The following is a 16,610-nucleotide window of genomic DNA, read 5'->3' as shown; positions in this document are numbered from 1 at the left end:
CTGAGAAATTGTGATAGTGGTTTTAACAACCACAACAGTGGGATTTTACAGGTTTTTACGCGTACCGCGAAAAACCGGCAACAAGGCGATCAAAAGTATTATTCCAGCAAGGCCCCATAGCAGACTATTGCCGAACCGGACATAGGGTGTTGCACCGGTATAACCCTGCGCCAAGCCATGTAGTGCGGTTGTGGTAAAAACTTCCGCTTCCTGCAGCACGATACCGCGCTCGTTGATGATCGCGGTAACCCCTGTGTTGGTGGCACGCAGCATATAACGGCCGGTTTCCAGCGCGCGCATTTGTGAAATCTGCAAGTGCTGCCGCGGACCGATGGACCGGCCGAACCAGGCATCATTGCTGACGTTGGCGAGCAACGTCGCTTCTGGCAGTTGCTGAATTATTTCCTCACCGAATACATCTTCATAACAGATGTTCACTGCCACTCTTTGCCCGGCAATATTCATGGGTTTCTGGTCGAGGCCGCCGCGCGAGAAATCGGACAATGGAAATACATTGACGACCCAGCCGAACAGGAATTTCAGGGGAATAAATTCACCGAACGGGACCAGGTGGTGTTTTCGGTAGCTCTGATCGGGCGAAGTGCCAAAGCTGAACATGGAATTATAGAATCCATGGCCATCCTCCGGCACTTCAACCATGCCGACCAGGATGTCACCGTCATTCTGACGCGCATGCGCGGCGAGTTGCGCCAGGTAACTGGCCGGCACCTCCTTACGATACAGCGGTATGGAGATTTCCGGTGTGACAATCAGGCGGCTGTTACTCTCCAGTGTAAGGGCGGCATACCTTTCCAGGGAATTGACGAGTTGATCCGCGCGCCACTTCATGTCCTGGGAGATATTCCCTTGCAGTAGGCTCACCGTTACCGGCTCGCCTTGTGGTTCAGTCCACCGGACATGCTGCAAGCCGAAGCCGGCAATCCAGATAGCGAACAGCGTGAGCAGATAATTTTTTTTGCGGAATTCTCTTTCAAAAAGCAGGCACATGAGCGCCGAACTGCAGACCAGTATCATTGATACGCCATAGACGCCTATTACTGGAGCAAAACCGCCCAGCGGGCTCTGCGGCGCTTGCGAATAGCCCAACGTCAGCCATGGGAAACCGGTGAACAATACGCTGCGCAACCAGTCGGAGAGCCCCCACAGCGCGCCGGCAGCCAAAAACCAGACGTAGGCCGAAGCGATCGGGAGTTTTTTCAGTACCCAGCCTGTCAGCGCGGGGAACAGTGCGAGATAAGCGCACAAGACAAATAGCGCGAACACCGCGGCCGCCATCGGCATACCGCCAAAATCATGCAGGCTCACGTAAATCCAGGTCACTCCCGCGCTGAACATGCCCATGCCGAAAGAGAAACCCAGCATTGCCGCATCGAAGGGCGTCGCGCTTCTGCGCCAAAAACGGCACAGCAATGCGAGCATGAAAAGGGGAATCGGAAAAAGATAAAACGGCGCAAAACCGAGAACGGTAAGTGCGCCGACCAGAAAGGAAATACTGAATTCCGTGCGGATTCTATTCAAACGCTTCAATAACTCATTCCGCCAGTTGATGTCCAGGGTGGGCCGATTCGCTGGCCGGGTACGTAGAGTACGTCAAAAATAATAACAATAACGAGTGACCCTGTAAAACCGGGAAAGTATAGGAGAGACGATTGCTCACCGCTGAGGCAATCTCAATCGGAAGGTCGATCCGGCATCGATTCTCGACTCGACTTCCAGCATGCCGCCCAGAAGCTTGGTGGCGTGGGATGCAATGGAAAGTCCCAGTCCTACTCCAGGGGTGCCATATGTATCACCGCGCCTGAAGGCGTCGAACAGATACTTGAAGTTTTCCGGAGCGATGCCGGGCCCCTGATCGCTAATGCTGACTACCCACTCTCCTTCTTCGCTTTCTGATCTGTTTCGGGCAGTTATTCTTACTTTTCCCTTTGAGCTGTATTTTATGGCGTTGGAAAGCAGGTTATGCAATATAAGAGTCAGCAGACCCTCATCGCTCTCTGTTTGGGCTTCCCCGGGTACGTCCAAGTCCAACTCCAACCCTTTGGATTTTGCTTCAGGGTACAATTGCTTCGCGACATCCCTCAGCACGAAATTCAAATCCACGGGCTGGATATGGGACTCCATCGACCCTTGCCGGAGCTGTTCAGCCTGTAGTATCCGGTCCATCCCCGATATTGTCTGCAAAATGGCTCGATTGACCGAGCGAATATTCTCTACACTTTCGGAATATTCCGGGGCCGGGGCAAACTTTGCGGTGAGAAGCTGCAGATGAAGCGTCGCGCGGTTGAGATGATTCCGAACATCATGCGACAAGAAAGAGAGATATCTGGACTGAACCTCGGCAGCAGCTTTAATCTGCTGCTGCAGGTTTTCGGTAAACGTAACCACGCCGCTTTGGAGTGCTGTATCTATCGCCATGTTCAAGGCTACAGTGCTTCTGGCATCCAACATCTCGTTCAGGTTCTCTGAAACCTGTTCTATGATTATTCTACGAAGCAGCTGATATTCGATAATCAGCTCCCTTATGTTGTAGCTTTCATGAAAGCGCGTAGAGCCGTGGCTTCTGCTGCCTTCAATGAGCTCGCGGGTTTCACGAGGCTTATTCGACTCGAATACATCGATGATTTCTTGCAGAATCGCGGGCAGTGAATTTCGAAGCTGCTGGAGAGTGAGTTCATCGGCCGCGGGCAGCATGGAACGCACGGCGGTTTCCCACTTCTGTATGATGACATCGGAGCGTGACCGCAGGGCGGAAGCAAGACGGGGAAATGCATGGTACGTCAGTAAATCAAGCGTAAGGTCTTCTGTAGACATGCGGTCCTCGTCTAAAAATGCGCAGAGGGGTTAAATGCCCATGCAACGGATTAGAGATGGCGGTTCAGATCGGTGCAATTCGAAGAACAACTACGCTAAGGATGTCTCTTGAATCCGAGAAAAAGATGGATTGCCTGCTGGAGTTTCTGAGCTCCACGTAGTGATTTACGCAGTGTTTCTTGAAGCTGCGGGATTATACAATAGCTGTCGCTGAACCGAAAAGTAAACATTGGGTGGCATTGCGAAAGCCTGGCAAAGTTGGTTATGACTCAACCGACATCGACAGTATGTCTCGACTCCGGTTAACTGGGTCTGCATTTCCCGTAGCGGGCAAATTTTATGTTAGACTCTATGCCCTCAACGGTTGTGGGGGAAAGCATGCAGGGCGACAAAAGTAGTGTTCTAGCGCAAAAGCCGCAGATATTGACAAAAAAAAGGCTGCGCTGGCTCATTCTGTTATCCAGTTTTCCCTTATTCGGCATGATGGCCGCTTTTGGTATCGCACCGGATACCTCCGTAGAAGAATTACCCATCGAGCAGGTGGTTCTCAGCCTCGAGCTTCCTGAAACTCCCCTGACCTCCGACGCCGATATGACATTCTGGCGTCAGGAACGCATCCAGCGTGGGGACACCATTGCAACGCTACTTTCGCGCCTCAACGTGAATACCCAGGACGCAGTCAGTTTTCTCCGGGATACAAGGGATATCAAGGCGGTGCACCAATTGGTAGCCGGCAAAACGATGCATGCGCAAACCACGGCAGCGGGCGAGCTACTTTTACTCCGCTATTTTCCCGGCGGCAGTGAGCAGTTGGTGATGGAAAAGGCCGCCGGCGCATTCAAGCTGAGCGAACAACCGGCAAAGCTGGAGACGCACATTCAGATGAAATCCGGCGTAATAAACAGCTCGCTGTTTGCCGCCGTCGACAGCGCAGGTGTGCCCGACAGCATCGCTACCCAGATTGTCGATATTTTAGCGTCTGAAATTGACTTTCATCGCGATTTGCGCAAGGGCGACCGTTTTACGGTGGTATACGATTCGCTCTATGGCAATGGCGAGCCCGCTAGAGCGGGTCGAGTACTGGCGGTGGAATTCGTTAACCAGGGAACGCCTTACAGGGCCTTGTATTTCCAGGCGGACAACGAGGAAAGCGGTTATTACACGCCCGACGGCAAGAGCCTGCGAAAAGCATTCCTGCGTTCGCCGTTGGAATTTTCCCGCATCAGTTCCGGTTTTTCCAGCGGTCGTTTCCATCCGATCCTGAAAACATGGCGCGCCCATAAAGGGATCGACTATGCCGCGCCGACAGGCACGGGGGTAAAGGCCGCTGCCGATGGGATCGTGGCGGTTGCGGGCTGGCAGGATGGGTACGGTAATGTCATCTTCCTGGAGCATCAGGGGTCGTATTCCACCGTTTATGGCCACTTGTCGGCTTTCGCGAAGGGTTTGAAAAAAGGGCAGCATGTCCGCCAGGGCGACATTATCGGCCATGTCGGCTCAACCGGAATGGCTACAGGGCCACATCTACACTATGAATTCCGGTTCAAGGGCGTCCAGCGTGACCCTTTGAAGGTGGCGATGCCGACCGCCAATCCTGTCTCATCCCGGCAAATGGCCGCATTCTACGAATATACAAAGTCGTCGATGGCCAGGCTGGATGCGCTGCGCGGCACCAGCCTCGCATTCCTGGACTAGTCTTGAGCTAGGCCTTGGTTGGATACCCCCAGGCGTCCAGGCAGAAAAATTTGAAAGCCGCTTACTATATTGGACTCATGTCAGGCACCAGCCTGGACGGGATAGATGCGGTGCTGGCCGACTTGAGTCCGTCTCCCGCGTTACTGTTGCACACCTTTTATCTGCCATACGACGCAGCCCTTCGCAGTCAATTGCTTGCCCTGCACTATCCGGACCATGATGAACTGCATACTGCCGCCATGCTTGGCAATGAGCTTGCACGACGCTATGCGGAGGCCGTAGCCGGTTTACTTGCCGAAAGCGGCGTAGACCCAGAGGACGTTACCGCGATCGGCTGCCACGGCCAGACGGTGCGTCATTGCCCGGAATCCGGAAGAGCTTATACCATCCAGTTGTGCAACGCCGCATTGCTGGTTGAACTCAGCGGCATCACTGTCGTGGCAGACTTTCGAAGCCGTGATATAGCCGCGGGAGGCCAGGGTGCACCGCTGGTCCCGGCGTTTCATCATATCTTGTTCACCCATCCTCAAACTCATCGTCTCGTTGTCAACATCGGTGGGATTAGTAATCTCACCAGCCTGCCGCCCCGGGGAGAGGTCATCGGGTTCGACTGCGGACCGGGCAATATGATGATGGACGCATGGTGCCTGCAACATACCGGCAAGATATATGACGAAAATGGCTCATGGGCCCGGTCGGGAAGAGTAATACAGGGCCTGCTCGAAAAACTTCTGACACTTCCATTTTTTTCTCTTCCGCCCCCCAAAAGCGCGGGAAGGGAAACATTCAATCTCGCCTGGCTGGAGGGTTGCTTAACTGGAAAAGAGGCACCGGCGGACGTACAGGCCACCCTGCTACAGTTAACCGTTCTGGGAATTGCCAAGCCGGTACTCGATTATTTCCCGGATGCAGCAGAAATTTATTTGTGCGGAGGTGGGGCGCGTAACAGTATGTTGGTTGCCGCGCTGCGAACAGCACTGCCTGGCAGGAAAGTGGAATTGACAGACAGCCTTGGCATCGATGCGGACTGGCTGGAAGCGTTTGCTTTTGCCTGGTTGGCTAAGCAAGTCATCCAGGGGGTTCCCGCCAATCTGCCTGCGGTAACCGGCGCCAGGGGCGCCAGGTTACTCGGTGCAATTTACCCGGCTTAAGGTTTTACCTCGGCCTCGGTTTACCCGTGATGCAATCATCATTTACAAATAAAAACGGAAGCCTGCGCTTCCGTTTTTATTTGTAAATGATCTTGTTTAAATTGAATCAGCAGAACTGAGCAGGATTAGACAGAAAATGAAGATCCGCAACCGCAAGTGCTGGCAGCGCCTGGGTTTCGGATGACAAACTGCGCACCTTCGGCATTTTCCTGATAATCGATTTCCGCTCCTGCGAGGTACTGGAAGCTCATCGGGTCTACCAGAAGTTTCACGCCGTTCTTTTCCATTACGGTGTCGTCTTCGCTCGTCAGTTCATCAAACGTGAAGCCGTACTTGAAACCGGAGCATCCTCCGCCCGCCACAAATACTCTCAGTTTGAGTTCATTGTTCCCTTCTTCTTCAATCAATTGTCGGACTTTGCTTGCCGCATTATCGGTAAAGATCAAGGGAACTTGCATTTCTGCGGCCAAATTCGCGTCTGCTGATGCGTTCATATTGATTCGCAAATAAAATTAATCAAGAAAAATTATCCCCTGCTACTAAACAAAGGTCAATCACTGTGGGAAGCCGGTATTAACGTCACCACCTTATTGTCGAGCTGCATCGTATCCTGATGATGCAGCATTCCTCGAACGGATGCGCCAAGCTGAATTTCCATGGTTTTGTAGTGTATATCTCCAGAGACTCTGGCCTTGGCTTGTAGTTCCACATACTCGCTCACTTGTACGGCGCCGACTACGGTGCCGTTGATAACCGCGTGAGACACCTGGATGACCCCTTCAACGATTGCTTCGTCGCTTAGCACTAAAGTGCTGGGCTTGTCGCCCAGCGCGGTAATATTACCTTTGATATGGCCATCTACGCGCAAACCGCCACTGAAGCTTATATTGCCGTCGATCCGGGTGCTTGCACCGATGAGCGAATCGATCTGGTTCTGGGGTTTGCCTGTCTTTTTCCCAAACATTTTCTCTCCTTCACAAGGACAAATTGACGGTTTGTACCAGCTTAGCCTGGGCCACACCTTTTTCAAACACTTTCACCTGCATACTTTCCACGATGGCATCGGGCGGCACACGGAAGATATCTTCCACTCTCTGGTAAAACTTGAAGCTAACCTCTGCATTTGATATGCCGTTTGCAAGTGGCATCGCCATTTTTTTACCATTTTGCTGGAAATTGATGGTGAACTCCAGACTACCATGGAAATCGCCGGGGCGCTGCTTGCCTTGGACCAACAACAAGCTGTAATGATATTCTCCGGGAAAATTGCCTCGTTCCAGTTTCAAGCGACCGATGGAAATTCGCTGTTCGTTTTTTCCGGGAGCTGACCCAAGATTCTGGAAAAATGCGAGATCTTCTTTCAGACGGGTATTCTCGTGTTCCAGCGTTTTAACCTGCTTGGCGATATCTTCTCGTGCCACGAGATCCATCTGCAACTGACGATCAAGTCCGGCTAACCTCACACGCAATTCCTCATTATCTCGCTGAAGGTCGGTGTTTAACTGGGATAGGCGATCCAGCTCATACGTGACTTCGTTCTTGTCGAAACCTGCGAACTTGCGCCCGGCATCATACATTGCCCACGACAGACCGAGTGCCACCAGGATAAGCACGGCAATGGCCAACCATCGGACATACGCCGGAGTTTGCGGGCGGACCGCCACTCGCGACGCGGATATGCCGGATTTTCTTTTAAACGATTTGATCATAACCCAAGCTTATGCCGTGCGGCAGCGAATTACCGAGACACGGCGCGACTAAAAACACCGCAAAGCACTCAAACAAAATGGACGAAGCATTCTCGCCCGGTCGAAATAAAGACTGGGTTAATACCGTTATTGCCGGGTTAACACGGTTATTGGCGTTGCGTCCCCCGTAGCGGCTTCACCCAAAAAGTGAGTGTCAAATGATATGAAGTATTGTTATTAATCATAACACTGATCTCTTAAATGAGCGGTCAACTACCGGATTTAGGTTCAATGAATACTTAAGGCAGTAATGGAGCATGATTGATCGCCAGGGTTTCCGGCAAGCCGAACATGAGATTCATGTTTTGCACTGCTTGTCCCGCCGCGCCCTTTACAAGATTGTCTGTTACCGACAGTATAACTGCTGTGTTGCCGCCTTGCGGGCGATGGACAGCGATACGGCAGAGATTTGAGCCGCGCACTGAGCGGGTTTCGGGATGAGTACCTGCCGGAAGCACGTCAACAAACGGTTCATCGGCGTACCGTTGCTCATATAAAGCCTGCAAATCGGTATCCGCGGCCAGTCTTGCATAAAGCGTGGCGTGGATGCCACGAATCATCGGTGTAAGGTGCGGCACAAAGGTCAGTCCGACCGGACGTGTTGCAACGTTCGACAGGCCCTGCCTGATCTCGGGTAAATGACGGTGTCCGGCAACACCATAGGCCTTGAAGTTATCGGCCGCTTCCGCAAACAGCGTATGGATTTCCGCATTGCGCCCCGCACCGGAGACGCCGGATTTCACATCTGCGATGAGGTGGTCCAGATCGACGATACCAGCCTCGATCAAGGGTAGGAAGCCCAGTTGCACCGCAGTCGGATAGCAGCCGGGATTCGCTATGAGTCGAGCACTTCTGATTTTGTCGCGATTGATTTCCGGCAGGCCATAGACAGCCTCCGCCACAAGGTCGGGGCAGGCGTGAGGCATGCCGTACCATTTTTCCCATACCGCCACATCCTTGATGCGAAAATCCGCAGCAAGATCTATTACGCGCACCCCTGCGGCGAGCAAAGATCGGGTTTGCTGCATGGCGATACCGTTAGGGGTGGCAAAGAAGACCACATCGCATTTCTCCAATCCTGCTTCCGCGGGATCGCAGAACTTGAGCGATACCCGGCCGCGCAAATTGGGAAATAGTTCAGCTACGCCAATACCTGCTTCTTTACGTGACGTAATTGCCTGGATGCTTGCTTCAGGATGTTGCGACAAAATGCGCAGCAATTCCACACCGGTGTAACCGGTTCCGCCTACGATACCAATTTTAAGCATGGTGTCTCCAGGTTTCAAAGGACGAGTCAGGCTTCATAGACGACGCTTCGGAACGGAAGCCCACCCGTGGGCATCCGCTACGCCAATTGGCTCTTCTTGCTTCAACGCAGCAATTCCGCTGTCGACGAAAAATTCCCCGATACAACCTTATTTTCAAGCCGGATATTCGCACAGATCTCAATCGGCACCTCATGCGGGACGAATTTTTCCATAAGCTTGAGCGTTGGATTTTGAAGCGTTATCCGGCTATTTGTCTTGCAGGGACGCAAATTTCATCGATTGATTATAAGCAACAAATAAAAAAGCCGCCAGAAGCGGGCGGCTTTTCGTATCGCATCGTGCAATGCTTATCTCTTCGAGAATTGTTTGCGCCGGCGTGCCTTGCGAAAACCCACCTTCTTTCGTTCCACTTCACGTGCATCACGTGTGACAAGTCCGGCACTGCTCAATACAGGTTTAAGCGTCGAGTCGAAATCAATCAATGCGCGGGTAATACCATGCCGCACCGCGCCTGCCTGACCCGATTCACCGCCCCCGTGAATATTGACCATGATGTCGAAACTCGTCAGATTTCCCGTCAGCTCAAGTGGTTGACGGACAACCATGCGCCCGGTTTCACGGGAAAAAAATTCGTCGACCGGTTTGTCGTTGACAGTGATCAGCCCCTTTCCCGGTTTGATGAATACCCGCGCCACTGCACTTTTCCGGCGGCCGGTACCGTAACTATAGGTTGTGCTCATGGTATCAAGCCCTGACTTCGAGTTGTCGCGGTTGTTGCGCCGCGTGCGGGTGAGAAGCACCCGCATAGATTTTAAGTTTCTTTAGCATTGCGTACCCGAGTGGACCTTTCGGCAGCATACCCTTGACTGCCTTTTCCAGGGGACGCCCCGGAAAACGGGCATGCATTTTTGCGAAACTCGTTTCGTAAATACCGCCGGGGTAACCGCTATGACGATAATAAGTCTTGTTTTCCGCTTTATTGCCGGTGACGCGTAGCTTATCGACGTTGATGACAACAATAAAATCGCCGGTATCCACATGAGGAGTGAAAATGGGCTTGTGTTTGCCGCGCAAACGATGGGCGATCTCTGCCGCGAGACGTCCCAACACCTTGTCGGCCGCATCGATCACAAACCAGTCGCGGATTACTTCATGTGGTTTGGCTGAAAAGGTTTTCACAAAACCTACCCCTGCTTATTTCGGTAAAGCGGCGCATTCTATGCCAGAGACCCGCGAATGTCAAACTTGAGTATTCCCCCTATAGGAAAAAACGGATTGTCCGCAACTGCCTGCCTACGGGCGTGAAAGCGAGAAATGACCTTTATCCTCAACCGTTGCCACCAAAATTATTAAAAAAACAGTTATCATTACGCTGCTCGAGATTTGCTGAAATCAGCGAAACCACTGACGCAAAGCCCCATAACATCTTATTATCCTGAGGAGAAAGCCTGTATGTCACAAAAGCACCCCGTCATCGCCGTTACCGGGTCTTCCGGCGCCGGTACGTCGACGGTCAAGAACAGTTTCGAGCATATTTTTCGGCGCGAGACACTGACTGCTGCGGTGGTAGAAGGCGATAGCTTCCATCGCTACGATCGCGAGGGAATGAAAAACGCCGTAAGTGATTCGGAGAAGGATGGCGGTCATGCCATCAGCCATTTCGGTCCCGAAGCGAACGAGTTCGAGAAGCTCGAAGCGCTATTCAAGGAATATGGCGAGACTGGAGGCGGACAGACTCGCCTGTACCTGCACAATGATGAAGAAGCTGCGCCATATCAGCAGAAAGCGGGTACCTTCACCCCATGGTCGCCGATAAAACCCGGTTCCGATCTACTATTTTACGAAGGCTTGCATGGCGGGGTGGAAAGCGATACCGTCGACGTTACGCAATATGTCGATCTGCTGGTAGGTGTGACGCCCATTGTCAATCTGGAATGGATACAGAAAATCCATCGCGACATGAATGCGCGAGGGTATTCCGCAGAGGCGGTAACCCACACCATTCTTCGTCGCATGCATGATTATGTGCATTATATTACGCCGCAATTTTCACGTTCGCATATCAATTTTCAGCGTGTGCCGACGGTGGATACGTCCAATCCTTTTATCGCACGGGATATACCTACCCTGGACGAAAGTTTTGTCGTGATTCGATTCCGCGACCCCAAGAACGTCGATTTTCCGTACCTGCTTTCGATGATTCACGACTCGTTCATGTCTCGCCCGAACACGATTGTAGTGCCGGGCGGTAAAATGGGTCTGGCAATAGAATTGGTTCTGACGCCGCTTATTCTGGATCTGGTGAGGAAAAGCCGAAGCAAATAGTCATGTAATATTATCGATAAGGGTGCCCTATAAAAACCCGCTTCAACGGCTCATCCAATTGGATTGCCTGTTGTTTTCACACTCACAGCGCTACATAACGCCGCGGAGCTGGAATTTATAGCGGTGCCATATCTTCTTTTTGCCCGACTGCTCCACAAATTGCATACACGCCGGTAACTCGAGCCCAGCAGTTATCGTCAAGCCATACAGGACTCGTCGTGCCCCGCCTGCACGCTGAGCCTTTACCCAATTTCGGAATTCAAGATTATTCCGGAATATCTGACCGGAAACCCTCTCCATAATGCTTTCTTCTTCTCTTTCCGCACTGAATCTTTCCGCACTCAATCCTGAACAACGCGAAGCGGTCACTTTGCCGCACCAGTCGGCATTGGTGCTGGCGGGGGCGGGTAGCGGCAAAACGCGGGTACTCACTACGCGCATTGTCTACTTGATCCAGTCCAGCCAGGTGAGTCCTCACGGCATACTGGCCGTCACTTTCACCAACAAGGCGGCGAAGGAAATGCTTACCCGCATTTCTTCAATGCTGCCGATCAATACGCGCGGTATGTGGATAGGCACGTTCCACGGCCTGTGCAATCGCATGCTTCGCGCCCATCATCAGGATGCCGGATTGCCGCAGGCTTTTCAGATTCTGGATTCCGCAGATCAACTGGCGGTAATCAAGCGCATCCTGAAGAATCTGGGTGCGGATGACGAAAAATTTCCGCCGCGGCAGGTCCAATGGTTCATCAACAACGCAAAAGACGAAGGGTTGAGAGCATCGCAGGTTGAAACCTATGATGATTTTGCGCGTAAGGCGGTCGAGTTTTACCTTTCTTACGAGCAGCAATGCAATAAGGAAGGCGTGGTTGACTTTGCTGAGCTGCTGCTGCGCAGTTACGAGCTGCTGAGCCGGAATGAAATCATTCGCGAGCATTATCGCAGCCGCTTCCGCCATATACTGGTGGATGAATTTCAGGACACGAGCCGTCTGCAATACAGATGGTTAAGGCTGCTTGCCGGCGAACAGGCTGCTGTATTTGCCGTTGGGGATGACGACCAGAGTATCTATGCATTTCGTGGCGCCAACACCGGCAATATGAAGGAGTTTGAAAGCGATTTTCGTATTTCGAAAATCATCAAGCTGGAGCAGAACTATCGCTCGCACGGCAATATCCTGGATGCCGCCAACACGCTGATACGCAACAATAGCGGCCGGCTCGGCAAGAATCTGTGGACCTCCGAGGGCCATGGCGAACCGATACGCGTGTATAACGCACCGAACGATTTCGATGAGGCTGCATTCATCGTGGGCGAGGCAAAATCGCTGCGTGCGGAAGGTGTGGCGCTGTCCCAGATGGCATTGCTCTACCGTTCCAATGCGCAATCCCGGGTGCTGGAGCACGCTTTGTTCAACGCCTCGTTGCCGTATCGGGTCTATGGCGGAATGCGGTTTTTCGAGCGGCAGGAAATCAAGCATGCCCTGGCGTATCTCCGGCTATTGGTCAACCTCGGCGACGACAATGCGCTGCTGAGGATTGTTAACTTTCCCGCGCGCGGTATCGGTATGCGAAGTCTGGAACAGTTACAGGACGAGGCCAAGCGGCAAGGAGGAAGCCTTTGGGAAGCAATGATCGAGAAATGCGGAGGTGGAGCGCTTTCTTTACCGGAAGCGGAGGATAAAACCCCTGCGAGACCCGAGGGTGGTAAGGGGCCGGAGAAGTCAAAGAAAGGAATTGGTGGTTTTGTCGCGATGATCGAATCCATGCGCCAGGTATGCGAGAAGTTGCCGCTACCGGAGGTGGTGGAACACGTCCTGGAGCATAGTGGGTTAGTGGCGCATTATCGTGCCGAACGCGAAGGAGCCGACCGGCTGGAAAACTTGAATGAATTGGTCACCGCAGCCGCGAGCTTCGTACATGAGGCGGAGGACGACAGCCTCACGGTATTTCTTGCCCATGCATCGCTGGAAGCAGGCGAGCATCAGGCTGGCGGTGGAGAGGATGCGCTGCAGTTGATGACAGTGCATTCGGCCAAGGGTCTTGAGTTTCACAGCGTGTTCATGAGTGGGCTGGAAGAAGGCCTGTTTCCACATGATAACAGTCGTAACGAAGCAGCCGGCCTGGAAGAGGAACGGCGGTTGATGTATGTCGCGTTGACTCGGGCCAGGCGCAGGTTGTATTTGAGTTTCGCCCAAAGCCGCATGCTTCATGGCCAGACCCGCTATAACGTTCCTTCGCGGTTTTTGCAGGAAATTCCGGATAACCTGCTGAAGTGGTTGCAACCGCTGCAGAAGGCGGGAATTCGAAATCACGAACCAGGCTCCAGGGATTACGGCCATGGGTATGGCAAGGCAATCCAGCAGCCCGTGAGGCACGACTCGCCGGCATCGCCCTGGCGAGTAGGACAGAATGTCGTGCATGCCAAGTTTGGTGCGGGTGTAATCGTCAATTGCGAAGGAAGCGGCGCGGACGCTCGTGTCGAGGTCAAGTTCAGCCGTGCCGGCACAAAGTGGTTGTCGCTGGAGTATGCAAAACTGGTCGGTGCGTGAAGCTGGATGAATCGGGCGCTTTTGAAGAATTGTTATGCGATTTCCGCCGAATCCTGGAAAATATCGCGGTAACTCGCATAAATGGAAGCGAACAAGATCGGCGACATGGCCGTGATGACTGCTAACTGTACCATTAGCGAAGGACCTACCAGGACGCTTACCAGCATCATCAGTATCGTCATGACGACTACGAGCGTAATAACATAAACCTGGAGTGGAACGATATTTTTCAGACAGGCAACAAAGCTGGACCGCATTGCGTCCAACGCCTGCATATTGCCGAATTTCACCAGCAGTGGCGCAAACCAGACAGCCATCAAAAGCGGAATGGTCAACACGAGCGCCACCAGGGATGCGGAGAGCATATCGCCTGATACATTCCGCAACTCATTCTCATCGACCCTTTTCCCCTCCAGCAACAAGCTCATCAGTACGTCGCCTCCGACCAGCATGAACATTCCAACAATCAGTACCTGCCCCACCAGATAGATTCCCCCTATCGTTATCAGCGGAGATGCAGTACCGCGAAAGCCCGCCAGCAAGTGGGCAATCTCCAGTCGGCCACCCTCGTTCAGCGTTTTGCATCCTGTCATCACGCCCGCCAGGAATACCGGCGAGAGTAAGGTGAAAATAAACTGTCCTGCCATCGGAATAAGCGCCAGTGTGGCAGCGATCAGCAGCAAGGTGGCGCACAGGATAATCCATACCAGAGGCGCTCTGCGGAACAAAAGGAAGCCAGACATTATCCACTGCCATCCCTGTTTTGCATCCACTTGCCTGACTTGCATTTTTTATCTCCGATAGGGCTGTGCCTGCCGCAAAGCGTTGCCGCAGTTTTATACTCAAACCCAAACCGGCGTCAGTCTGGCGTGGGTTGACGCATGGTTCTTCAGTATACGCATGAAGTGGGCGGGGTCTTTGACATGAGTGAGTTCACCCATGCGCGGCAAATGATAATCCTGGAGCCGCGATAACCAGAAGCGCAAAGCCGCGGCGCGCAGCATCACTGGCCAAGCGCTGCGTTCGCTGGCAGTAAGCGGGCGAGTGCGGTGATAGGCCTGGAGTAAAGACGATGTACGTGCCGCATCCAGTTCGCCATTTTCATTCAGGCACCAGTCGTTGGCGGCAATGGCGAGATCGTACAGCAAGACATCGTTGCAGGCGAAATAGAAATCGATCACGCCACCCATTGCGTTGTCGTTGAATAGAACATTGTCGCGAAACAGATCTGCATGAATTACGCCGCGAGGGAGGTTTTCAAAACGATACAATGACTGAAAACGTAATTCTTCCCGAAGAACTTTCGCATCCTCCGCGGCAAGAAATGGCATGACGTCAGGTGCCGTGGCCTTCCACCACTTCGGCCCGCGCGAGTTCTCCATTTTCTCAGGATAGGAAAGGCCGGATAAATGCATGCTTGCCAGGAGTTCGCCGACTTCAGCGCAGTGCAGGATAGTCGGATGTTCCTGGGATTTTCCATGCAGGCAGCTAACGATACTCGCCGGTTTGCCGTTGAGTTCGCCAAGAAATTTATTGTCGAGATCCGCGATTGGGCTGGGGCACGGAATGCCATGACGTGACAGGTAGGCCATCAGGTTCAGGTAGTAGGGCAAGTCGGAAGCGCTCAGCTTTTCAAACAGGGTAAGAACATACTTGCCGTGATTGGTCGTGACGAAATAATTGGTATTTTCGATGCCCGAGGAGATGCCCTGCAGATCGATCAATGACCCGAGAGAGTAGTTTTTCAGCCAGACAGAAAGCTGGTGCTGCGTGACAGTGGTATAGACGGACATGAACGGGAGCAAAGAAGGCTAAGCAGCAACAGGACGAAAAAGCCAGGCAGCAACAGGAAGATGAATCCTGCTGCCTTTAATCAAAGGTCAAAACTCGCGTATTACCCACATCGGGGGACGAATGCGCTGGTCGAGGCCGCCGGTGTCATGGGCAGCAAATGATCCGTCCCCGCGATTATCCATCAGATAATACGGCAGGCCAATACGAGGCGTCACCTTGATCATGTAAAGCTGGCCATTGATCCGGTATTCCTCGATCTGGTCCTCTCCGCGCTTCGTGATCGTAACCTGTGGCTCCAGCGAGGCGTCCTCTTCCGCACCCGGTGAAGGCAACGGTAATTCCGGTGGTTCCGGAACCTCGGGCAAGGGCCGGAGATCCTTGGGCTCATTGGATTGCGCTGCTGCGGGTAGTGCAGAGATCAATAATAATGCAAGAACTATACGACGCATGGCGCCTCCCGGCAGGGTCAGGGTCAATATGCCATTCTATCCGAAATGACCCGCCATTACAGATTGAGTTGGACTTCGCGCTCGGCTGCGGAAGGCTCGAAACCCCGGGTTTCATAATATTTGAATATGGCATCGACCACCTCGCCCGGCTCATCGATCATCTGTATCAGGTTCATATCTTCCGGACCGATCATGCCCTCCGAGACAAGCACTTGCTGGAGCCAATCAATCATGCCGCGCCAAAAATCCGAACAAACGAGGATAATAGGCATTTTCCGGGTCTTGCCGGTCTGAACCAGCGTAAGCGCTTCCATTAGTTCATCAAGGGTACCAAAGCCGCCCGGTAAAACGACGTACGCGCTGGCGAACTTGACGAACATGTATTTACGCGCAAAAAAATGACGAAAGGTTTGGCTGACATCCTGGTAGACGTTGCGGTGCTGTTCATGAGGGAGCTGGATGTTCAGGCCGATACTGGGTGATTTCCCAAAATAAGCACCCTTGTTGGCCGCTTCCATGATACCGGGGCCACCGCCGGAGATTACGGCAAAACCCGCATCGGACAATTGGCGGGTGATCTGCTCGGTCAGTTTATAGTATGGATGCTCAGGGAGCGTACGTGCACTACCAAAAATGCTTACAGCGGGCCTGATCGAACTCAAGCGTTCCGTCGCTTCGACAAATTCTGCCATAATTCTGAACACGCGCCACGATTCGCTCGCCGACCAGGTTTGTTCCCGAAATTCGTTTGTCATGGTGCGGGCTAGCTTGTCTTTCGGGCTCATTGGCAAAAACCT

16 protein-coding genes are annotated in these 16,610 nt (G+C 52.8%); 4 read left to right on the top strand and 12 right to left on the bottom strand.

Features of this window, described 5'->3' with window-relative positions; translation table 11 throughout:
- Window positions 1–45 precede the first annotated feature (45 nt).
- Together lnt and F822_RS05440 are read right to left on the bottom strand one after the other, a co-directional pair.
- Complete coding sequence (lnt, locus tag F822_RS05445; protein WP_025040421.1) at window positions 46–1,530, bottom strand: apolipoprotein N-acyltransferase; 1,485 nt, start codon at window positions 1,528–1,530, stop codon at window positions 46–48.
- Between the two features lie 144 nt (window positions 1,531–1,674).
- On the bottom strand, window positions 1,675–2,832 hold the full coding sequence (locus tag F822_RS05440) for a sensor histidine kinase (RefSeq protein ID WP_025040420.1): 1,158 nt from the start codon (window positions 2,830–2,832) through the stop codon (window positions 1,675–1,677).
- Between the two features lie 378 nt (window positions 2,833–3,210).
- Between F822_RS05440 and F822_RS05435 the strand changes: the two genes are divergently transcribed.
- Complete coding sequence (locus F822_RS05435; RefSeq protein ID WP_036575288.1) at window positions 3,211–4,527, top strand: OapA family protein; 1,317 nt, start codon at window positions 3,211–3,213, stop codon at window positions 4,525–4,527.
- A 50-nt stretch (window positions 4,528–4,577) separates the two neighbouring features.
- A complete protein-coding gene (locus F822_RS05430; RefSeq protein WP_025040418.1) occupies window positions 4,578–5,678 on the top strand; it encodes an anhydro-N-acetylmuramic acid kinase in 1,101 nt (366 codons plus the stop codon).
- A 125-nt stretch (window positions 5,679–5,803) separates the two neighbouring features.
- Here the strand turns inward: F822_RS05430 and erpA are convergent, their stop codons facing one another.
- From erpA to rplM, 6 genes are all read right to left on the bottom strand, one after another.
- Window positions 5,804–6,172, bottom strand: coding sequence for an iron-sulfur cluster insertion protein ErpA (erpA, locus tag F822_RS05425; protein WP_036575187.1), 369 nt, complete (start codon window positions 6,170–6,172; stop codon window positions 5,804–5,806).
- 56 nt (window positions 6,173–6,228) lie between these two features.
- The gene (locus F822_RS05420) at window positions 6,229–6,642 is read right to left on the bottom strand and encodes a bactofilin family protein (protein WP_025040416.1); all 414 of its coding nucleotides are present in this window, start codon (window positions 6,640–6,642) and stop codon (window positions 6,229–6,231) included.
- Between the two features lie 10 nt (window positions 6,643–6,652).
- On the bottom strand, window positions 6,653–7,255 hold the full coding sequence (locus F822_RS05415) for a DUF6776 family protein (protein ID WP_082204679.1): 603 nt from the start codon (window positions 7,253–7,255) through the stop codon (window positions 6,653–6,655).
- Window positions 7,256–7,665: 410 nt separating this feature from the next.
- The gene (argC, locus tag F822_RS05410; RefSeq protein ID WP_025040414.1) at window positions 7,666–8,694 is read right to left on the bottom strand and encodes an N-acetyl-gamma-glutamyl-phosphate reductase; all 1,029 of its coding nucleotides are present in this window, start codon (window positions 8,692–8,694) and stop codon (window positions 7,666–7,668) included.
- A gap of 347 nt (window positions 8,695–9,041) precedes the next feature.
- Window positions 9,042–9,434: a 30S ribosomal protein S9 gene (gene rpsI, locus F822_RS05405; RefSeq protein ID WP_025040413.1), complete on the bottom strand. Its 393-nt coding sequence runs from the start codon at window positions 9,432–9,434 to the stop codon at window positions 9,042–9,044.
- A 4-nt stretch (window positions 9,435–9,438) separates the two neighbouring features.
- Window positions 9,439–9,873, bottom strand: coding sequence for a 50S ribosomal protein L13 (rplM, locus tag F822_RS05400; protein WP_025040412.1), 435 nt, complete (start codon window positions 9,871–9,873; stop codon window positions 9,439–9,441).
- Between the two features lie 273 nt (window positions 9,874–10,146).
- Between rplM and F822_RS05395 the strand changes: the two genes are divergently transcribed.
- Together F822_RS05395 and F822_RS05385 are read left to right on the top strand one after the other, a co-directional pair.
- On the top strand, window positions 10,147–11,019 hold the full coding sequence (locus tag F822_RS05395) for a phosphoribulokinase (protein WP_025040411.1): 873 nt from the start codon (window positions 10,147–10,149) through the stop codon (window positions 11,017–11,019).
- Between the two features lie 301 nt (window positions 11,020–11,320).
- Entirely contained in the window at window positions 11,321–13,570 is a 2,250-nt protein-coding gene (locus F822_RS05385) for a UvrD-helicase domain-containing protein (protein WP_025040409.1), read from the top strand.
- A gap of 32 nt (window positions 13,571–13,602) precedes the next feature.
- Here F822_RS05385 and F822_RS05380 read toward each other — a convergent pair whose 3' ends face one another.
- The 4 genes from F822_RS05380 to F822_RS05365 form a co-directional block, all read right to left on the bottom strand.
- Window positions 13,603–14,358, bottom strand: coding sequence for a BPSS1780 family membrane protein (locus F822_RS05380; RefSeq protein WP_025040408.1), 756 nt, complete (start codon window positions 14,356–14,358; stop codon window positions 13,603–13,605).
- Between the two features lie 54 nt (window positions 14,359–14,412).
- The gene (locus tag F822_RS05375) at window positions 14,413–15,363 is read right to left on the bottom strand and encodes a homoserine kinase (protein WP_025040407.1); all 951 of its coding nucleotides are present in this window, start codon (window positions 15,361–15,363) and stop codon (window positions 14,413–14,415) included.
- Between the two features lie 87 nt (window positions 15,364–15,450).
- Window positions 15,451–15,813, bottom strand: a complete 363-nt coding sequence (locus F822_RS05370) for a DUF2782 domain-containing protein (protein ID WP_025040406.1) — start codon at window positions 15,811–15,813, stop codon at window positions 15,451–15,453.
- A 56-nt stretch (window positions 15,814–15,869) separates the two neighbouring features.
- Window positions 15,870–16,598, bottom strand: coding sequence for an LOG family protein (locus tag F822_RS05365; protein WP_025040405.1), 729 nt, complete (start codon window positions 16,596–16,598; stop codon window positions 15,870–15,872).
- Window positions 16,599–16,610: the final 12 nt, after the last annotated feature.

It is taken from the genome of Nitrosospira briensis C-128 (assembly GCF_000619905.2).
Classification (GTDB): domain Bacteria; phylum Pseudomonadota; class Gammaproteobacteria; order Burkholderiales; family Nitrosomonadaceae; genus Nitrosospira; species Nitrosospira briensis.
This window is presented reverse-complemented; position numbering and strand designations above follow the sequence as displayed.

Excerpts from the sequence above, each read along its gene's own strand:
- F822_RS05370 (WP_025040406.1), bottom strand. The coding sequence starts at position 15,813 with ATGCGTCGTATAGTTCTTGCATTATTATTGATCTCTGCACTACCCGCA.
- F822_RS05385 (WP_025040409.1), top strand. The coding sequence starts at position 11,321 with ATGCTTTCTTCTTCTCTTTCCGCACTGAATCTTTCCGCACTCAATCCT.
- F822_RS05415 (WP_082204679.1), bottom strand. The coding sequence starts at position 7,255 with ATGTATGATGCCGGGCGCAAGTTCGCAGGTTTCGACAAGAACGAAGTC.
- erpA (WP_036575187.1), bottom strand. The coding sequence starts at position 6,172 with ATGAACGCATCAGCAGACGCGAATTTGGCCGCAGAAATGCAAGTTCCC.
- F822_RS05395 (WP_025040411.1), top strand. The coding sequence starts at position 10,147 with ATGTCACAAAAGCACCCCGTCATCGCCGTTACCGGGTCTTCCGGCGCC.
- F822_RS05440 (WP_025040420.1), bottom strand. The coding sequence starts at position 2,832 with ATGTCTACAGAAGACCTTACGCTTGATTTACTGACGTACCATGCATTT.
- F822_RS05365 (WP_025040405.1), bottom strand. The coding sequence starts at position 16,598 with ATGAGCCCGAAAGACAAGCTAGCCCGCACCATGACAAACGAATTTCGG.
- F822_RS05380 (WP_025040408.1), bottom strand. The coding sequence starts at position 14,358 with ATGCAAGTCAGGCAAGTGGATGCAAAACAGGGATGGCAGTGGATAATG.
- rpsI (WP_025040413.1), bottom strand. The coding sequence starts at position 9,434 with ATGAGCACAACCTATAGTTACGGTACCGGCCGCCGGAAAAGTGCAGTG.
- F822_RS05375 (WP_025040407.1), bottom strand. The coding sequence starts at position 15,363 with ATGTCCGTCTATACCACTGTCACGCAGCACCAGCTTTCTGTCTGGCTG.
- argC (WP_025040414.1), bottom strand. The coding sequence starts at position 8,694 with ATGCTTAAAATTGGTATCGTAGGCGGAACCGGTTACACCGGTGTGGAA.
- F822_RS05420 (WP_025040416.1), bottom strand. The coding sequence starts at position 6,642 with ATGTTTGGGAAAAAGACAGGCAAACCCCAGAACCAGATCGATTCGCTC.
- F822_RS05435 (WP_036575288.1), top strand. The coding sequence starts at position 3,211 with ATGCAGGGCGACAAAAGTAGTGTTCTAGCGCAAAAGCCGCAGATATTG.